The sequence below is a fragment of the Streptomyces fradiae genome (genome assembly GCF_041270065.1).
Lineage (GTDB): Bacteria > Actinomycetota > Actinomycetes > Streptomycetales > Streptomycetaceae > Streptomyces.
Genome location: NZ_CP065958.1, coordinates 6311321 through 6328851, shown reverse-complemented (window position 1 = coordinate 6328851; position 17531 = coordinate 6311321). Strand labels below are relative to the sequence as shown.

The 17531-nt window shown below is 75.0% G+C and carries 15 protein-coding genes; 2 read left to right on the top strand and 13 right to left on the bottom strand.

Annotation, left to right across the window (positions count from 1 at the left end; genetic code table 11):
• The 8 genes from JAO84_RS28725 to mmuM all read right to left on the bottom strand — a co-directional run bounded on the left by JAO84_RS28725 (position 1) and on the right by mmuM (position 11449).
• On the bottom strand, positions 1-555 hold the full coding sequence (locus JAO84_RS28725; protein WP_370415421.1) for a Pycsar system effector family protein: 555 nt from the start codon (positions 553-555) through the stop codon (positions 1-3).
• Entirely contained in the window at positions 552-1826 is a 1275-nt protein-coding gene (locus JAO84_RS28720) for a hypothetical protein (protein WP_370415420.1), read from the bottom strand. The genes JAO84_RS28725 and JAO84_RS28720 overlap by 4 nt, the downstream gene beginning before the upstream one ends.
• Positions 1823-4147: a hypothetical protein gene (locus JAO84_RS28715; RefSeq protein ID WP_370415419.1), complete on the bottom strand. Its 2325-nt coding sequence runs from the start codon at positions 4145-4147 to the stop codon at positions 1823-1825. Before JAO84_RS28715 ends, JAO84_RS28720 begins: the two co-directional genes overlap by 4 nt.
• On the bottom strand, positions 4144-5259 hold the full coding sequence (locus tag JAO84_RS28710) for a hypothetical protein (protein WP_370415418.1): 1116 nt from the start codon (positions 5257-5259) through the stop codon (positions 4144-4146). The genes JAO84_RS28715 and JAO84_RS28710 overlap by 4 nt, the downstream gene beginning before the upstream one ends.
• 131 nt (positions 5260-5390) lie before the next feature.
• Positions 5391-6116 carry a Crp/Fnr family transcriptional regulator gene (locus tag JAO84_RS28705; protein ID WP_370415417.1) on the bottom strand — a complete coding sequence of 242 codons (726 nt, stop codon included), beginning with the start codon at positions 6114-6116 and terminating at the stop codon, positions 5391-5393.
• Positions 6117-6386: 270 nt separating this feature from the next.
• A complete protein-coding gene (locus JAO84_RS28700; RefSeq protein WP_370415416.1) occupies positions 6387-8963 on the bottom strand; it encodes a polynucleotide kinase-phosphatase in 2577 nt (858 codons plus the stop codon).
• Complete coding sequence (locus JAO84_RS28695; protein ID WP_370415415.1) at positions 8960-10447, bottom strand: 3' terminal RNA ribose 2'-O-methyltransferase Hen1; 1488 nt, start codon at positions 10445-10447, stop codon at positions 8960-8962. Before JAO84_RS28695 ends, JAO84_RS28700 begins: the two co-directional genes overlap by 4 nt.
• Before the next feature lie 93 nt (positions 10448-10540).
• Complete coding sequence (mmuM, locus tag JAO84_RS28690; protein WP_370415414.1) at positions 10541-11449, bottom strand: homocysteine S-methyltransferase; 909 nt, start codon at positions 11447-11449, stop codon at positions 10541-10543.
• Positions 11450-11797: 348 nt separating this feature from the next.
• Between mmuM and JAO84_RS28685 the strand changes: the two genes are divergently transcribed.
• Positions 11798-11974: a hypothetical protein gene (locus tag JAO84_RS28685; RefSeq protein ID WP_265868708.1), complete on the top strand. Its 177-nt coding sequence runs from the start codon at positions 11798-11800 to the stop codon at positions 11972-11974.
• Between the two features lie 13 nt (positions 11975-11987).
• Here JAO84_RS28685 and JAO84_RS28680 read toward each other — a convergent pair whose 3' ends face one another.
• From JAO84_RS28680 to JAO84_RS28665, 4 genes are all read right to left on the bottom strand, one after another.
• Entirely contained in the window at positions 11988-12470 is a 483-nt protein-coding gene (locus tag JAO84_RS28680; protein ID WP_370415413.1) for a DUF6099 family protein, read from the bottom strand.
• Positions 12471-12596: 126 nt separating this feature from the next.
• Positions 12597-12968: a nucleotide pyrophosphohydrolase gene (locus JAO84_RS28675; RefSeq protein ID WP_265868710.1), complete on the bottom strand. Its 372-nt coding sequence runs from the start codon at positions 12966-12968 to the stop codon at positions 12597-12599.
• On the bottom strand, positions 12955-14256 hold the full coding sequence (locus JAO84_RS28670) for an ATP-binding protein (RefSeq protein ID WP_370415412.1): 1302 nt from the start codon (positions 14254-14256) through the stop codon (positions 12955-12957). Before JAO84_RS28670 ends, JAO84_RS28675 begins: the two co-directional genes overlap by 14 nt.
• A gap of 55 nt (positions 14257-14311) precedes the next feature.
• On the bottom strand, positions 14312-14734 hold the full coding sequence (locus JAO84_RS28665; RefSeq protein WP_370415411.1) for a cell division protein SepF: 423 nt from the start codon (positions 14732-14734) through the stop codon (positions 14312-14314).
• Between the two features lie 128 nt (positions 14735-14862).
• Between JAO84_RS28665 and JAO84_RS28660 the strand changes: the two genes are divergently transcribed.
• On the top strand, positions 14863-15249 hold the full coding sequence (locus tag JAO84_RS28660; protein WP_370415410.1) for a hypothetical protein: 387 nt from the start codon (positions 14863-14865) through the stop codon (positions 15247-15249).
• A 74-nt stretch (positions 15250-15323) separates the two neighbouring features.
• Here the strand turns inward: JAO84_RS28660 and JAO84_RS28655 are convergent, their stop codons facing one another.
• Complete coding sequence (locus JAO84_RS28655; RefSeq protein WP_370415409.1) at positions 15324-17375, bottom strand: calcium-binding protein; 2052 nt, start codon at positions 17373-17375, stop codon at positions 15324-15326.
• Between the last annotated feature and the right edge of the window lie 156 nt (positions 17376-17531).

Below are 17531 nucleotides of genomic sequence, written 5' to 3'. Positions count from 1 at the left end.
TCACCACAGTTCGCTGAGGAGGGCCAGGAGGGCGCCGAGCACGAGGGCGGCGACGCCCAGCCGCAGCCATCGGTACTTGGCGGCGAGGACGAGGCCGTGGACGCTCGCCTGGTCCAGAAGCCAGCCGGTGGCGTCCGGTCCTGCGGCCTCCAGGCGGGTGCGCAGGGCGTCCGCCGAGGTGCCGGAGACGAGCGTGCGGAGCAGGGTGCGTTCGGCGCCGGGCCGGGTGCGGGGCAGCACGACGGAGACGAGCATCAGCACGCCGGCGGTCCACAGCGCTCCGGCGGCGACGAGCAGGACGCGGCCGGCGCCGCCGGGCAGCGGGCCGTGGTCGCGGGAGAAGACGATCGCGAGGAAGGCGAGCGCGCCGGACAGCAGGATCGCCGCCTTGGTGTCGGCGCGTCCGATGTCCTCGCGCACGGTGGTGAGCAACTGCTCGGCCATCCGCCGCAGTTCGCCGGGCTCGGGCGCCTCGGCGGGACGGGCCGCCCGGGCCGGAGCAGGCGTGGGTGCGGGCACGGGCCTGGGGGCGGTGCCCCCGGTCGGGGTGCTCATTCGTCGTCCCAGTCGTCGAACGCGTCGCTCGGCTGGGAGCGGGGAGCGTCGTGGCGGTCGCGGGCGTCGTACGGGTCGTCGTACGGATCGGGCCCGGACGCGGACGCGGGCCGGACGTCGGTCGGTTCGTAGATCCGCCGGTCCTGGGGCGCCGCCTCCGGTGCGGGCTCGTCGTCCCAGTGGGGCGCGGCGGGCTCGGGCCGGGCGGGCTCCAGGGCGCGCCGGCCGGAGCCCCGGTCGCCGTCCAGGACCTGGGAGGCGACGCCGCCGAGGATGGCGCCGGTGGAGCCGCGCAGATGCTGCAGGACCTGGAAGGCCTGCTCGTCGATCTCGTGGCGTTCGAGCACGCCCGCGTCGAGGAGCTTGGTGAAGACGGTGAGCAGGTCGGCCTGGCCCTCGCGCTTCTCGCGCTGGAGCTGGGTGCGGATCTCCCACTCCCGATCGGGGTTGCTCGCCATGTGGTGGGCGATCTGGGCCAGGTCGCCGCTCCGGAAGACGGCCATCAGCGCCTCGGCGCGGGCCTCGATCCGCTTGCGGTCCCACGCCTCCTGGCGCAGTTCGCGCTCGGCGACCCGGGCGTCGGAGCCGCTGGCGACCCCGGCCTGGTCGCCCCGGGCCACCTCGATCCTGGTCTGCTCGGCCAGGTCGAAGAAGACGTAGACCTGGGTGCGCAGTCCGATGTCCCGGCCGATGACGAGCCGGCCGGAGGCCAGTTCGTCCCGGACGGCCTCGTCGGCGCGCTGGGCCTCGGTGAGCCGGAAGCGGCGGGACAGCGAGCGCAGCCCGTCGAGCAGGTCGTCGTGCAGCAGCTCGGCCACGTTCCACGCCTGTTCGCGGACCACGAGGTAGGGGTCCTCGACCGTCCACTGGATCCGGACCCGGACGTCGAACCAGGAGCCGTCGCCGGCGGCGGGCAACCGCAGCGCGAACTCGGTGATGTTGCGGCCCAGTTGCACCTCGAAGACGGTGTACGGGGGGCGGAGCAGCGGCTTGTCGACGTCGTCCGTCCGGTCCGGCCACACGATCCGGTGCCCGCCGTTGCGGTAGAGCAGGACCGCCGCGATCTGTCCGCTGGTGCGGCGGTACGGGGGCGCGCTCTCGCGCAGCAGCGGTCCGAGCGGCCCGGTGCCCGCGCCGTCCCCGGCCTCGGCTCCGCCCGCCGCGGGGCCCGGCGACTTCCGCTCCTGGGCGGGGTCCGCCCGCCGCTCGCGGCGCTCGCGCAGGCCGTCCGGCTCGCGGCGGACCTGCCCCTCCTCGTGCGGCCCGTTCATCGGTGCGCTCCTTCCGCGACGGCGTCCCACATGCGACGCGCCGCGCTCTTGTCCAGGGGCCGGTCCCGGTCCCGTACCAGGTCGTTGAGAAGCCCGCGGAGCCGGTCCCGGTCGCGGCGCTCGACGGAGATCAGGGGCAGCAGCCCGCAGACGAGGTCGAGGGCGGTGGGGTCCTTGGCGGCGCGGCGCAGCAGGCTGCCCAGGCCGTCGAGGGCGGCCTCGCCGGCCCGCGCGGTGACGAGGCTGTGCCGCAGCAGCCCGCCGAGCACCGGGGCGAGGTCGGGCCGGGTCGCGAGCAGCGCGACCATCAGGGGCCGGGCGGCGTGCTCGTCGAGTTCGGGGACGTCCCGCAGGCCCCACAGATAGGTGGTGCGGGTGGTGAGGCTGCGGATCACGGTCAGGTGCACCAGGTTGGCCAGGTTCTGCCGCCCGTCGGTGAGCCAGCGCCGCATCCGGCGAAGGACCGGCTCGGGGTCGCCGGAGGCGAGCAGCCGGGTGACGCTGAACGAGGCGGGCACAAGGACGTCGAAGTCGGTCGGCTCCTGCTCGCGGACGACGCGGGCGACAGCGTCGAGCGAGCGGCGCAGGCCGCCGGCCGCGTACTCGTAGCCGTGGGTGAGCAGCGCGGTGTCGCGCAGCTGCGGGTCGTCCGAGGCGGCCCAGTCCTTGAGGGTGGCGGCGACGGCGGGCCGCACCTCGGGGTCGCGGGCCGCCTCGGCGAGGGCGGTCGCCGCCGCCATCCGGGCCACCGGGTCGTCGGTGCCGGCGAGCGGCGCGACCAGCTCGTGGTAGCCGTGGATCCAGTCCCAGGAGCAGAGCACCCCGGCCGCGATGGAGGCCCGTACCCACACCTCGGGGCGGGGGTCGTCGCAGAGGCCGCGCAGCCAGCGGGCGACCGGTCCGCGCACGTTGTGGTACCCGTGCCAGACCTCGGCGAGGACGGCGGTGGCGAGCGCCGTGCCCTGGAAGCGGACGGCGCGGACCGGCACCTTGGCCCGGCCGAGGTCGAGCTCGCCGTCCTCCAGGACGGACCGGGCGAGCACCGGCCGGTGCTCGGCGTGGGTGCCGAACAGGCGCCGTCCCGCCGGGTGTTCGGGGTCGAGGGTGACGGCGAGCTCCCAGGCGAGGAGCTCGGCGGCCTCGGTGGCGATGCTGTAGGCGGAGCCGTCGAAGACGGCCACGGCGATCCGGAAGGCGGCGGCGTTGAGCAGCGGCAGGGCCTCGGGCAAGGTGCCGGGCCGGTCGGCGCCCGCGAACCAGTCGCGGGCCTGGGCCCGTACGAAGGAGGCGCACTCCGCGAGGAGTTGCTCGTCGGTCAGGGAGCCGCGCCGGTGTCCGGCGAGGTGGTCGGCGAGCCGGGCGGCCTCGCGCGGCCGCAGCTCCTCCAGGCCGAGGGCGTCGACGACGTCGGCGCGGACCGCGAGGGCCCGGGCCTCGGCCGTGGCCTCCTCCGGCGCGCCGCGCAGCAGCAGCCGCAGATGGCGGTGGAGGACGTCGGCGGCGGGCGGCGGCGCGCAGTACATCCCGTACCGGCCGCGCAGCAGCCGGTCGGCCAGGTCGCCGTTGCCGAGGACGACCACCGCGTAGCCGTCGACACCGCGGAGCAGGTCGGCGAAGCGGTCGAGGTGCAGCTCGGACAGGCGCACCGGAGGGCGCGGGGCCGGTTCGCCGCGCTCGCCCCGGGCGCGCCGGCGCCCGTCCTCGGCACGGATGTCGTCGGGGCGGTGTTCGAGGAGGTGGCCGGACTTCTCGTGGAGGGCGTCGGCGGTGATCTCGTCGACCCCGTGCCGGGGGTCGAGCCGGTGGACCCGCCGCCCGGTCTGCTCGGCGAGCAGCGCGAGGGCGGTGGCGGTGCGGCCGCTGCCCGGCTCGCCGCAAAGGACCAGGACCCGGTGGCTGCGCAGCCGGTCCTTCATGCGCTGGTAGCCGTCCGTCTCGCAGTACACGTCGTCGAGATGGTCCAGGGTCTCGGCCGGGACCGCGCCCTGCACGAAGTGCGGACGGTCGCCGAGCAGCAGCTCGTACCGGTCGCCGTAGTGGACGTGGGCATCGCGGCCGGCGGCCGTCCGGTGGTCGCCCGGCGAGCCCTGCCCGAGGGAGCGGCGCGCGGCGCGCGCGGTCCCGGCGCCGCCGGTGGTGCCCGCGCCGCCGAGCGGGCTGCGGTCGGCCCGGTCGAAGGGGTTGGGCTCCCGGGCCGCGTCGCCGGACGGGCCGTCGCCGGTCGTCGACGGCGTCCCAGGGGTGCCTCCCTGGGCCTCGTCGGCCTTGGGCTCCGCGTCGGGCGCCGCACCGCCGCCGTGGTCGAGGTCGTCGTCGCTCATGCCCGCTCCTCCCGCCCGCCGTCCGGATGGCCGTCGCCCTCGCCGTACGTGTGCTCGCGCCGCTCCTCGGGGACGCCGGCATACGAGTCGTCGGCGTCCGGGTCCTCGTCGTCCCAGTCCGGCTCCCACTCCTCCTCCGGCACGTCGTCGCCCGTTCGCCCGCGCGAGCCCCCGCCGCGAGCCCCCGGGCGCGAGGACCCGCCCGGCTCCCCGTCCCTCGTCCCGTCCCGCGTCTCGTTGCGGATGCCGGTGATCGGGCCGTGGATCGTGGTGGCCTCGATCACCTGGATGTCGCGCCCCGCCGTGAACGTCCTGCTTCCAGCCGGGGCCTTGGGCCTGGGCTCGGCGGTGCCGGGCGGTGAGCCGTCCCCCCGCGACGGCCCACCGCCGGTCTGTGGTGACCCGTCCGGCCGCGGCCCCGGCCCGGCGGCGCGCGGGGCGCCGGCCAGGGCGGGCGGCTCGGGCAGGCCGGGCACGTGGAACCAGGCGTCCTCGTGGGTCTCCTTGGCGACCACCGGGGCCCGCCGGTAGCGGTCCGGCTCGACGAAACGGCCGCCCTCGATCACCACGTTCCGGTAGAGCGAGTCCGAGACGACGATCAGCAGATCGACCTCCGGGGCCTCCGTCATCACCTGGCGGGCGGGCACGCTGTCGCACAGCCGGCAGGCCAGGTCCACGGCCCGCCCGACCAGGCCGCGTCCGTCGTCGAGGACGAGCCCGGCGTTCATGCCGACCCGCAGCCGCAGCCTCCGGCCCCCACCGCCGCCCCCACCGCCGCTGCCCGCTCCCCCGCCGCCGTGGAGGGCGTTGTACGCGCGCAGGACGGCGTGCAGGGTGGCGATCCAGCGTCCGACCATGAGGGCCGGGGGCACGTCCGGGCGGAGCGCGGCGAGGATGCCGTCGCCGCGGTCCTCCTGGTGCACGGTGCCGGGCTCGACGCCGACGGAGGCGTACGCCTCTCCGAAGGCCTCATACATGGCGGCCCGGACGAGCCGTTTCTCGTCCATGCCGAGGCGCCCGGAGCCGACGACGTCCCCGAAGACGACGAGCCGGTGGAGGGCACCCGCGCTCGCCCCCACATCCGCTCCCGTGCTGGCTCCCGTACTGGTCACTCGGACTCCTCTGATGTCGTTCAGGCGGTTCCGTCGTGCGGAGGTCAAGGGCCCTTGCCGCCCCGCGCCCTGGCCTTGGTGGTGGTCACGGGTCCAGCGTGGCGGCTTTCGCACCAGGGCGATGTAGCCGTTTACACAGCCGGGGGTTGTTTGTCCGACGAATGTGCGCCGGGGTGTGCGCGCCCCTGCGCGAGCAGCACGAGCAGGGGCATGTCGACGACGACCACGGTGCGTTGGGCGGTGCGGACGACCCCTTGCTCGCGCAGCAGCCGCAGCGCCTTGGCCACGGCTTCGCGGGTCGCCCCGATGGCCGCCGCCAGATCGTGCTGGGGCAGCGGCAGTTCGAGTACGGTGCCGGACTCGGCGCGCCGGCCCGCCCGTTCGGCGAGTTCCACGAGCCGGGCGGCGAGCCGCTGGAGGACGGTTTCGGAGGCCAGCGAGCGGCGCTCGACGTCGGCGCTGCGCAGTCGGGTGGCGAGCTGGCGCATGATCAGCGAGGTGGCGTGCGGCCGGGCGGCGAGGAAGCGCCGGAACCGGTCGCCGGAGATCGCGACGGCCTCGACCCGGCCGAGCGCGGTGACGGTGGCGCTGCGCGGCCGGCGGTCGACGGCGGCGAGGTCGCCGACCACCTCGCCGGCCCCGCGCAGCGCCAGGATCAGCCGGGCGCCGCGTTCGGTGCCGACCGAGACGACCGACCAGCCGGAGAGCAGGGCGAGGACGAACGCGGTGGTGTCCCGCTCCCGGATCATCACGTCACCGGGTTCGTAGGTGCGCGGGGCGCCCTCCGCGAGCAGCGCGCGGCGGTCGGCCGCGGGGAGGGCGTGCAGGAAGGACCGGTCCTGGCCGAAAAGACTCAACGGTCGCTCACACCCCCGCACGACTTCGCGCATTCGCGTGCTTGTTCCCACATCAACGAGCAACCAGAGTCACATTGTTGACGCTGCGTCACTCCGTGGGGTGAAGAACGCTAGGCCCACCCGAAGAATCACGTCAACGCGGGTGGGGGCGGACACGAGGGGCGCAAGGGAGCGCTGATTTCCGCCCCCTTGCGCCCCCTGTGTCCTGCCTGTGACCGGCCGCGGACCCCTTCGGAACGAAGGGGTCCGCGGCGGCTGCGCTCAGTCGGCTCAGAGCCGCGGGTCGACCGGCTCCGACTCCAGGGCGAGGACCGCGAACACGGCCTCGTGGACCCGCCACAGCGGCTCCCCTGCGGCCAGCCGGTCGAGCGCCTCCAGGCCGAGCGCGTACTCGCGCAGGGCGAGCGAGCGCTTGTGGCCGAGGAACCGGTTCCGCAGCCGCTCCAGGTTGTCCGGACGGGTGTACTCCGGGCCGTAGATGATCCGCAGGTACTCCCGGCCGCGGACCTTGACGCCCGGCTGCACCGGCCGCCCGTCCTTACCGGTGGCGACGGCCGCGAGCGGCTTGACGACCATGCCCTCGCCGCCGGCCGCGGTCAGCTCCAGCCACCAGTCGACTCCGGCCCGTACGGAGGCCTCGTCGGCCGGGTCGACCACGAGCCGCCGGGTGACCTGGAGCAGTCCGGTCGGGTCGTGCTCGACCAGCAGGTCGAGCCAGGCCAGCTGCTCGTCGTGGGGTACGGCGGCCAGCGAGCGCCCCTGCGCCGCGAGCACCTGGAACGGCGCGAACCGCACGCCCTCCAGGCCCTCGGTCGGCCAGCAGTAGCGCCGGTACGCGTCGGTGAACGCCGCCGCGTCCGCCGCCCGCTCCCGCTGCCGGCCGAGCAGCGCGTCCACGCCCGGCACCCCGCGTGCGGCCGCCTGTTCGAGCGCCCCCAGCGCGCCGGGGAAGACCACCCGGGAGGCGGCGCCGACCGCCGCGTACTGCGAGCGGAGCAGACCGGCCGACTTCAGGGACCACGGCATCAGCTCGCCGTCGAGCAGCAGCCAGTCGGTGTCGAGCTCCTCCCACAGCCCGGCGGCACCGATCGCCGCCCGCAGCCGCGCGAGCACCTGCTCGGTGGTCGCCCGGTCGTCGAAGAAGGGCCGGCCGGTGCGGGTGTGCACGACGCCGGTCACCCCGGCGCCGGCGGCCACGCCGAATCGTTCCGCCGCCACCGCCGCGTCCTTGCAGACGAGGACGACGGCCCGCGACCCCATGTGCTTCTCCTCGCACACGACCCGTCCGACCCCGTCGGCCGCGTACTGCGCGAACGCCTCCGCCGGGTGCTCCAGGTAGCCGTCCACCTTCGAGGTGGCGGTCGGCGCCATGGTCGGCGGGAGGTAGGCGAGCAGCCGCGGGTCGACGGCGAAACGGCTCATGACCTCCAGGGCCGCCGCCGCGTTCTCCTCCCGAACGGCGACATTGCCCATCAGGCGGGTCTCCACGATCCGGCGTCCGTGCACGTCGGCGAGGTCCAGCGGCCGGCCCTGGTGCCCGCCGGGCGCCTCGGGCGCGAGCGGCTTGGCCGGCTCGTACCAGACCCGCTCCGCCGGTACGTCGACGAGCTCGCGCTCCGGCCAGCGCAGCGCGGTCATCTTCCCGCCGAACACGGCACCCGTGTCGAGGCAGAGGGTGTTGTTGATCCACGAGGTGTTCGGCACCGGGGTGTGGCCGTAGACCACGGTCGCCCGGCCCCGGTAGTCCTCGGCCCACGGGTAGCGCACCGGCAGCCCGAACTCGTCGGTCTCGCCGGTGGTGTCCCCGTACAGCGCGTGCGAGCGCACCCGCCCCGAGGTCCGGCCGTGGTACTTCTCCGGCAGACCGGCGTGACAGACCACCAGCCGGCCCCCGTCGAGGACGTAGTGGCTGACCAGGCCGTCGACGAAGGCCGCGACCTCGGCCCGGAACTCCGCCGGCTCGCGCTCCAGCTGCTCGATCGTCTCGGCGAGTCCGTGCGTCTGCTGCACCTTGCGGCCGTGCAGCCAGCGCCCGAGCTTGTTCTCGTGGTTTCCGGGCACGCACAGCGCGTCCCCGGCCGCCACCATGCCCATCACACGGCGCAGCACGCCCGGGCTGTCGGGGCCGCGGTCGACCAGGTCGCCGACGAAGACGGCGGTCCGGCCCTCCGGGTGGTGCCCGTCCACGTATCCCAGCTTCGCGAGCAGCGTCTCCAGCTCGGAGCGGCAGCCGTGCACGTCGCCGATGATGTCGAACGGGCCGGTGAGGTGCCGCAGATCGTTGAACCGCTTCTCCAGGACGACCTCGGCCGCGTCCACCTCCGCCACGCTGCGCAGCACGTGCACCTTGCGGAAGCCCTCGCGCTCCAGGCCCTTCAGCGAGCGGCGCAGCTCGCGGCGGTGCCGCTGGATGACGTGTCCGGGCATGTCCGCGCGGTCGGGGCGGGCCGCGTTGCGCGCGGCGCAGACGTCCTCGGGCAGGTCGAGGACGATCGCGATCGGCAGCACGTCGTGCTCGCGGGCGAGCTGCACGAGCTGCCGGCGCGCCTCGCGCTGCACATTGGTGGCGTCGACGACGGTCAGGCGTCCGGCGGCGAGCCGCTTCCCGGCGATGTAGTGGAGGACGTCGAAGGCGTCCTTGCTGGCGCTCTGGTCGTTCTCGTCGTCGGCGACGAGCCCGCGGCAGAAGTCGGAGGAGACGATCTCGGTCGGCTTGAAGTGGCGCCGCGCGAAGGTCGACTTGCCGGAGCCGGTCGCTCCGACCAGGACCACGAGGGAGAGATCGGTGACGGGCAGGACGCGCCCGGTCTTCGGGGTGGTGCTGGTGGTGGTGTCGTCGTCGGTCATGCCTCCTCCTTCGTGATGTCGGCGTTGCGAGTGGTGTTGTCGTTGTCGTTACGGGTGAAGGTGGCCATCTGCGTGGGCGGGCCGACCTCGGGGTCGTCCGGGCCCACGGGCAGGAGCGCGACCTCGTAGCCGTACCGCTCCCCCACCGCCGCCGCCCATTCCCGGAACTCGGCCCGGTTCCACTCGAAGCGGTGGTCGCTGTGCCGGACGTGCCCGGCGGGCAGCGACTCCCAGCGCACGTTGTACTCGACGTTCGGGGTGGTCACGACCACCGTGCGGGGCCGGGCGGCGCCGAACACCGCGTATTCGAGGGCCGGCAGCCGGGGCAGGTCGAGGTGCTCGATCACCTCGCTGAGCACGGCCGCGTCGTAGCCGGTCAGGCGCTTGTCGGTGTACGTGAGGGAGCCCTGGAGCAGCTTCACGCGGGCGGCCTGCCGCTCGCCCATCCGCTCCAGGCGCAGTCGGCGCGCGGCGACCGAGAGGGCGCGGGCGGACACGTCCACTCCGACGACCTCGGTGAACCGCACGTCCTTGAGCAGCGCCTGCACCAGCTGGCCCTGGCCGCAGCCGAGGTCGAGCACGCGGGCGGCGTCGGCGGCGCGCAGCGCGCCGAGGATCGCCTCGCGGCGCTGCTCGGCGAGCGGCACGGGCTTCTCTTCGGTGTCGGTGGTCTCGTCGACCGCGTTGTCGACGTCCTCGACGTCCAGGCCGTCCGCCTCGGCGAGCCGGACCAGCTCCAGACGTTCCGTCGCCGCCCGGGTCAGACCCCAACGGCGGGACAGATAGCGGCTGGTGATGAGGGCGCGGTCGGGGTGGTCGGCGAGCCAGCCGTCACCGGCGCGCAGCAGCTTGTCCACCTCGTCCGGCGCGACCCAGTAGTGCTTGGCGTCGTCGAGCACCGGGAGCAGCACGTACAGCTGGTTGAGGGCGTCGGCGAGCCGCAGCTCGCCCTCCAGGACGAGCCGTACGTAGCGGGAGTCGCCCCAGGCCGGGAACTCCGGGTCGAGCGTGACCGGTTCGGCGGTCACGCGCGTCCAGCCGAGCGGCCCGAACAGCCGGGTCACCAGCTCCGCGCCGCCCCGGGCGGGCAGCGCCGGCACCTCGATGAGCAGCGGCAGCGGTTCGGCGGCCCGCTCCGGCAGGGCGGCGCAGCTGCCGTGCAGGGCGCTCTTGAAGACCTTGGCGAGCGCGACGGCGAGCAGCGAGGAGGCGGCGTACGGGCGGTCGTTCACGTACTGCGCGAGTGCCGCGTCCGGGGCGCCGCCCCGGCCCTTGCCCTTGCCGCGGCGCACCAGCGCCACGGGGTCCACGTCGAGCAGCAGCGCGGCCGTGCACCGCTCCGCGCCGGCCTCGGGGTAGAGGACGTGCGCGGTGCCGTGCGAGGTCGAGAAGGACTGCGCCTTCCCGGGATGCTTGTGCAGTAGAAAGCCCAGGTCAGTGGCGGGTTTCTCGGCGGTGCCGGTGGTGCTGATCGTCAGGAACATGCGTTCAAGGATGACCTTTCGCGCCGCCCCGTCACAACGTATTTCGTGCCCGCCGGGTCCCCGTCCCCGCTGTCCCCGTCCCCGCTGTCCCCGCTACCGCTCCGTCGCGAGTTCGGCGGCCAGGGCGGCGATCGCGGTGGGGCCGACCCGGCAGCAGCCGCCGACGAGGCGGGCGCCGGCGGCGCGCCAGGCGGAGGTCGTGGCGGTGGTGAAGGTGGCGCCGCCGTGCCAGCGGCGGGTGCCGGCGTCCCAGCGCTCGCCGCTGTTGGGGTAGACGACCACCGGCTTGCCGGTCACCGCGGCGGCGATCTCCGCGGCGGGCCCGGCGTCGTCCGGGTCGCAGCAGTTCACGCCGACCGCCACCACCTGGTCGAGCCCCTCGGCGAGACCGAAGGCGGTCTCCAGGCGCTGCCCGGCCCGGGTGTGCACCCCACTGACCGTGTACGAGAGCCACACGGGCACCCCGCACCGGCCGGCGGCCCGCAGCAGGGCCTCGGCCTCGTCGACGTCCGGCACCGTCTCCAGGGCCAGCAGGTCGGCCCCGGCCTCGGCGAGGACCTCGACGCGGGGGCGGTGGAAGCGCTCCAGTTCGGCGACCGAGAGCCCGTACCGCCCGCGGTACTCGCTGCCGTCGGCGAGCATCGCCCCGTACGGCCCGACGGAGGCCGCCACCCACACCTCACGGTCCGTCCGCGCGCCCGCCTCCCGGGCGAGGGCGACGCTGCGTTCGAGCAGCCGCACCGTCTCGGCGTGCCCGAGGCCGCGCCGGGCGAAGCCCTCGAAGGTGGCCTGGTAGCTGGCGGTGATGAGCACCTGGGCCCCGGCCCGTACATAGGCCGCGTGCGCCGCCTCGATCTGCTGCGGCGCGTCGGCGAGCAGCCGCGCCGACCACAGCGCGTCGGACAGGTCGCAGCCCTGCGCCTCCAGCTGGTTGGAGAGCCCGCCGTCGAGGACGAGCGTGCCCTCGGCGAGGGCGGCGGCCAGCGTGCGTTCGGGTCTCATCGGCTCACCCCAGCAGCGTCGTCCCAGCTCGGGAACCGCCCGGACCGCGGCCCCCACCAGCACGGTACCTCCCGGGCCCCGCCGGGGCCCCTCCCCCTCCCTCCTCCCCTCCCCCTCCTCCCCTCCCCGTCAACCGATTCGTCAGCGGATGATCTCCGCCGGCACGGTCGGGTGAATATCCGTCCACCTGACGGGCGGCGTCCGGCCGGGCCAGTGACCGGGGCCGGGCGGGCGTCGTTGGCTCGGGCGGAGCCGGACCGCCCGGCCCGCGTGCCGGCGGAGGTTGCCGGTGCGTCGCTCTCTTGTGGCCCTCTCCGTAGGGAGGGGCCCCGGGCCGAGGAGGCCGCCATGTCCCAGGAAGCCGCGCCGGAGCAGCCCCTGCCGTCGCAGGGGCCGTCGGGTGGCGCCCCGAAGGGGCTGCTGCAGCAGATGGAGGAACTGATGGCGGCGCTGACCGCCGACCTCTCCCAACTCGACGCCGACCTCCAGTCCTCGGCCGGCCGGCCCGAGGACACGCCGGCCTGACGGCCGGGGGCGCTCAGCGCGGGCCCGGGCCCGCCCGGCCGCGGGCCGGGTCGGGCGGGCGGTCCCGCTCACGCTCGCGCTCCCGTATGGCGAGGCGGCGGAGCATGGCGCGGACCCGGTCGCCCGCCTCGTCGGCCGCGTCGATGGCCTCGATGCACTGCCAGTAGAGCCCCTCCTCGTCGGTGGCGCAGGCCACGCCGACCAGGGCGATGCCGACCTCGCCCAGGAGCGCGCCGAGCGCGGTCAGGGCCGCGCGGACGTCCCCGAGGGTGGTGAGCTGCGCGGCGCGCGGCGGCCCCACGGCTCCGCGTCCGCCCCCTATCTCGCTCAGTCCCCGCGCCTCGCTCCGCAGCTCCATCGGCCCGCAGAGCGCGAGATGACTCCCTATCGCCTGGGCGAGGGTCTGGGCCTGCCAGGCCTCCGCCACGATGTCCAGCGCCACCCGGCTTTCGGCCAGCGCGTGCCGCCCCGTCGCGATCAACCTCTCCGCTTCCATCAACGCCGCCCCCGTTCCCCGGACTTACCGCTCATTCATTCCATTACCCAGCGTGAGGCGGCCTGAGCCCAAACACCAGGGGAATTCGGAAATCTGTGGACAGGAATCTCGTTGGGGAAAACTCGATCACTCCGAAGAGTGACGATCGGTCCCGCCGGCGGGCCCTGACGGGCCCCGGCGCGGCGGGAAGCGGAGTTCGTTGCGGTCGATCTTGGCCGAGAGGGCCTCCAGCGGATCGATCCCCAACACCTCGCAGAACTGCAGCAGATAGGCGAGGACGTCGGCGACCTCGTCGCGGACCCGGTGCGCGCTGTCCGGGTCGGTCATCACCCGGGCGGCCTCCTCGGGGGTCGACCACTGGAAGATCTCCAGGAGTTCGGCGGCCTCGACGCTCAGCGCCGCGGCCAGGTTCTTCGGCGTGTGGTACGGCTGCCAGTCGCGGGCGGCGGCGAACTCCGCGAGGCGGCGCTGCAGTCCGGGCACATCATGTTCGGTCACGCCCCAGGTCTACCACCGTCACCCCCGGCACCTCCGGCCCCACCGGTGCCTCCGAAGCCGAACCCGAAGCTGTCGCCGAAGCCGTCGCCACGAGGCGCAGATGGCCGGACCCGCAGATCTCCCCGGCGAGGGCGAGCAGGGCGCGCACCTGCCGGGCGTCGAGTCCGCGGTCGAGGCCGTCGGCGAGCACGGTGAGGGTCTGCATGGCCTGCGGGACCTCGTCGACCGGGTCGACCGTGAGCACCGCGGGCCCGGTGAGCAGGACGAGCCCGAGGGCGAGATAGCGCAGTTCGCCGTCGCCGAGGCGGCCGAACGGGGTGGCGGGGGCCGTCCCGCGGGCGGTGCGCTCCAGGACGGCCTGGACGAGGGAGCCGTCCACCGACTCCCGTAAACCGAGACCGGTGACCGGGCCCGCGCAGCCGGCGGCGGCGAACGCGGCGAGCCGGGCGTGCCGGCGGGGGCATTCGGTGGCGGTGCGGTGCAGCACTTCGGCGAGGTTGCGGCAGTCCCCGTGCAGTCGGCCGGGGCTCGCGCCGATCGGTGCGGGTTCGCGCATCCGGCGCGGTCGCGGGTCGCAGGGGAAGACCGAGCGGAGTCCGACGACGACCTGTTCGGCGGCGGCGAGGACATCGCGCTGGCCCGGGGTCCGCCCGGCGACGCGGAGCGGGAGGAGGGCGGTGGCGAGGAGGTCGTCGGGGAGCGGGGCGCGGGTGACCTTCGTGCTGCCGGCGGTGTGCCATTCGGCGTGCACGGTGCCGCGTCCGGGGTCGCGGAGCGCGGTGGCGAGGAGGGTGCGGCCCCGGCTGGTGAGGCGTTCGCCGGCGATGCGCAGGGCGGGTTCGACCTGGACGGCGAGGTCGAGGGCGACGGGTCCGGCCGGGCCGTCGACCGTGCATCCGATGCGGAAGCCGCGCCGCCCCTGCCGGTCGGGCCGGGAGCGTTCGGGGACGTGGTCCGCGGCGTCCGAGAAGGCCTCGGCGAGACCCGCGCCGGAGGCGAGCCGCGCCAGTGCCTCGTAGGCGGCCAGGGCGGTGGTCTTGCCGCTGCCGCTCGGCCCGCGCAGCAGGGTGGCGGGGCCGAGCGGCAGCAGGGTGCCGCGGTGCGGTCCGAAGGCGGAGAGCCGCAGTTCGGTGACGAAGGGCCGGGCGGGGGTGAGGGCAGGGGCCGGGACGGCGGCCCTCACGATCCGGTCGGGGCCGCGGGTGCGGCCCTGCGCGGGGACGAACCCGGACGGCCGGGCCTGCGGGCGGTACGTGCGGTCGGGGGCGGTGCCGCCGGTGGTGGTCATGCCCGGACCGTACGCAGCCGCCCGTACGCCGAACCGTTACGGCTGAACGACCTTCCTACGAACGGGGGACCGCCCCCGCCTCCAGGTCCTCGGCGTTCTCGTCCGCGGCGCCCTCGACCTCGGTGCCGGCCGGGGCGAGCAGGAAGACGTTGCGGTCGACGCGGTGCATGCCGCTGCCGAGTCCGAAGACGACACCGCTGCTGAAGTCGAGGATGCGCTTGGCGACCTCGGTGTCCGCGCTGGTGAGATCGAGCAGCACGGGGATCTGGGCGATGAGGTACTCGGCGACCTCGCGGGCATCGGCGAACACCTGCACCCGCAGCACGACCATGCGGCGGTTCTCGGCGGCTCCGTACTGGTCGGGGATCGTGCGGTGGTCCACCCTGGACGGCCATTCGTCCCGACCGCGCAGGGGCACCACCTGCGCCAGGCCCTCCCACTGCTCGTCGGTGACGTCGTACCTCTCGTACCTACTCATGCGCCCATCCTCCCGTTACTCACCCGTTCGGCCCAACACCGACACGAACCGTCTCACTCGTTCTCACTCGTTTCGGCTCCGGCCGCCTTATGATCTCCCGCTGCGGACCGCGACCCCGGGGGGATCTGATGAACCGACCGTACGAGAGATCTGACGGGAGACCGGACGACCGGCGGGCCTCCGTCTTCCGGTTCGCGACCGAGCTCGTCGCCTGGGTGGCGACGCCGTGGGCGCTGGCCGGGACGTCGTGGCTGTTGGCCGTGGTCTCGATCGTCGTGCTGATCGGCCTGCCCACGGTCTTCGCCACGCCGGGCGACAAGGCGCAGGTGATGGTGCCGGTGCCGGGCGCGGTGACGATTCTGCTCGTGCTGCTCCAGCTGGTGGCCGCCGTGGTGTCGGCGTGGCTGGTGTGGCCGGTCTGGGCGGCGGTCGTGGTGTCGGTGCTGGCCGCGACGACGCTGGTGACGGAACTGCCGCGCTGGCGGTGGCTGCTGACGTCGGCCGGGCGGGGCTGAAGCCCAGGAACCGCGTACGTGCCGCGGCCCCCGGTCCGCGGAGCGAGGACCGGGGGCCGCGGTGTCGAGAGGGGTTACGGGCAGCTGATGCGGATGTCGCCGGGGTCGGTGGTGCAGGAGTCGATGCCATAGCCGCCGTTGGCGGTGTCGTTGGCGGAGACGCCGTCGGTGGTGGTGAGGCGGTCGTTGCCGTAGTAGCCGGTCAGGGTGTCGTTGCCCTGGTCGCCGTTCAGGGTGTCGTCGCCGAAGCCGCCGTCGATGTTGTCGTTGCCGTAGCCGCCGTGGACGGTGTCGGCGCCGTAGCCGGCGCGGACGGTGTCGTTGCCGCCGAGCGCGCAGATCACGTCGTTGCCGAAGGTGCCGGTGAGGGTGTCCGTGCCGCTGGTGCCGACGATGGTGCAGCCGCGGGCGTTGTTGACCGACGTGGTCCCGGTGGCGGTGTTGTTGCCGGTGGCCGGGTCCTGCTGGGTGGCGCTCGCGGTCGCCGTCCGGGTGAGGGTGCCGGTGGTGCGGGGCTCGGCCGTGACGGTGACGGTGGCGCTCGCGCCGGCGGCGAGCGAGCCGAGGGCGCAGGTGGCGGCGGTCGCGGTGGTGGTGCAGCTGCCCTGGGAGGCGCTGGCGGAGGTCAGGGTCACGCCGGCGCCGGAGAGGGTGTCGGTGAGGGTGACGCCGGTGGCCGTGGCGGTGGAGCTCGCGGCGTTGGTGACGGTCACGGTGTACGTGGCGCGGTCGCCGATGCTGACGGTGGCGGGGCCGGTCTCGGTGACCGCCAGGTCGGCCTGCGGGGTCGGCGGCGGGGGCGGCGGGGTGTCGTCGCCGCCCTGGTACCGGGCGAGGGCCAGGGCGTAGCCGGCGCCGTAACCGGCCGCGACGGTCTTGCCGTCGGGCTGGACGAGGACGGCGCGGGCCTCGTCGAAGTCGCCGAAGCCGGTGACCGCGAAGCCGTCGCCCGCGAAGCCGGTGTCGAGGGTGCCGTCGGGGTAGAAGCGGGCGACGCCGAAGTCGTTGGCCTCGGCGCTGTTCGGGTCGTCGGCGCGGCCCGCGACGACGATCTTGCCGTTGGTCTGGAGGGCGAGGGCGTTGGCGAAGCCGCCGTCGCCGGGGAAGGCGACCGAGGTGCGGCCGGCGGTGCCGAAGCCCGTGTCCGGGGTGCCGTCGGCGTTGTAGCGGACGAGGGCGACTCCGGCGCCGCCGGACCCGGCGGCGACGATCCTGCCGTCGGACTGGACGGCGACGTCGTTGCCGAACTCGGTGCCGCCGAAGTCGGCGGTCACCATGCCGTCGCCGCTGAAGGCGGTGTCGAGGCTGCCGTCGGTGTTGTAGCGGACGAGGCCGATGTCGAAGGCGGTGCTGCCGACGTAGCCGACGGACACGATCTTGCCGTCGGGCTGTACGGCCATGCGGCGGGCGATGCCGCCGGCGTCCTGCGGCGAGGCCGGGGTGAAGCCGGCGACGACGGCGCCGTCGCCGCCGAGGCTCGGGTCGAGGCTGCCGTCCTCCGTGAGGCGGACGAGCGCGAAGCCGCCGCCACCGCCCTTGCCGGCGGCGACGATCCGGCCGTCGGGCAGCAGGGCGACGTCGGCGCCGTCGGCGGAGCCGCCGAACTCCTGGACCCGGACGAGCCCGGCTTCGCCGAATCCGGCGTCGAGCGAGCCGTCGGCGTTGTAGCGGGCCACCGAGAAGAAGCAGCAGCCGCCACCTTCCTCGCCGATGACCTCGGTGGTGCCGGCGACGACGATCTTGCCGTCCGGCTGGAGCGCGACGCCGTTGGCGGAGTGGGCGCCGCCGCCGAAGTCGCTGGTGGCGATGCCGTCACCGGCGAAGGTGGGGTCGAGGGCGCCGCCGTCGTCGTAGCGGGCGAGGACGAAGCCGGCCTCGCTCGCGCCGGCGACGACCAGTTTGCCGTCGGGCTGCCGGGCGATGTCGTGGCCTTCCGCGTAGCCGGTCACGGGCGTCGTGACCCGTCCGTCGGTGCCGAAGTCGGGGTCCAGGTCGCCGGGTGCCGCGAGCGCGGCGCCGGGCAGCAGGAGGGCGGCCGCCAGACCGAACGCGACCAGGGCCGCGGCCCGGGCGGCGCCCGGTCGGCGGCGCCGGTGCGCGGGCCTCGGGCGGGGGTGGGGGGTCATACGGGTACGAACCTCCGTCTCGCGGGGAACGGGGAAGCACCCACACCTTCCTGACTCGCCCTCCCCCGCACCCGCGGCCGTGCCGTGCTGCGTCCCACTGGCCCCGCCGTTCCACTCCCGAGAGGGAGCGCGCGAAACCCCCGCCCGCGCCAGCCA

Bases quoted from the DNA above. Each gene is read 5' to 3' on its own strand.
- JAO84_RS28725 (WP_370415421.1), bottom strand. From the start codon at position 555: ATGAGCACCCCGACCGGGGGCACCGCCCCCAGGCCCGTGCCCGCACCC.
- JAO84_RS28720 (WP_370415420.1), bottom strand. From the start codon at position 1,826: ATGAACGGGCCGCACGAGGAGGGGCAGGTCCGCCGCGAGCCGGACGGC.
- JAO84_RS28715 (WP_370415419.1), bottom strand. From the start codon at position 4,147: ATGAGCGACGACGACCTCGACCACGGCGGCGGTGCGGCGCCCGACGCG.
- JAO84_RS28700 (WP_370415416.1), bottom strand. From the start codon at position 8,963: ATGACCGACGACGACACCACCACCAGCACCACCCCGAAGACCGGGCGC.
- JAO84_RS28695 (WP_370415415.1), bottom strand. From the start codon at position 10,447: ATGTTCCTGACGATCAGCACCACCGGCACCGCCGAGAAACCCGCCACT.
- mmuM (WP_370415414.1), bottom strand. From the start codon at position 11,449: ATGAGACCCGAACGCACGCTGGCCGCCGCCCTCGCCGAGGGCACGCTC.
- JAO84_RS28685 (WP_265868708.1), top strand. From the start codon at position 11,798: ATGTCCCAGGAAGCCGCGCCGGAGCAGCCCCTGCCGTCGCAGGGGCCG.
- JAO84_RS28680 (WP_370415413.1), bottom strand. From the start codon at position 12,470: ATGGAAGCGGAGAGGTTGATCGCGACGGGGCGGCACGCGCTGGCCGAA.
- JAO84_RS28670 (WP_370415412.1), bottom strand. From the start codon at position 14,256: ATGACCACCACCGGCGGCACCGCCCCCGACCGCACGTACCGCCCGCAG.
- JAO84_RS28665 (WP_370415411.1), bottom strand. From the start codon at position 14,734: ATGAGTAGGTACGAGAGGTACGACGTCACCGACGAGCAGTGGGAGGGC.
- JAO84_RS28660 (WP_370415410.1), top strand. From the start codon at position 14,863: ATGAACCGACCGTACGAGAGATCTGACGGGAGACCGGACGACCGGCGG.
- JAO84_RS28655 (WP_370415409.1), bottom strand. From the start codon at position 17,375: ATGACCCCCCACCCCCGCCCGAGGCCCGCGCACCGGCGCCGCCGACCG.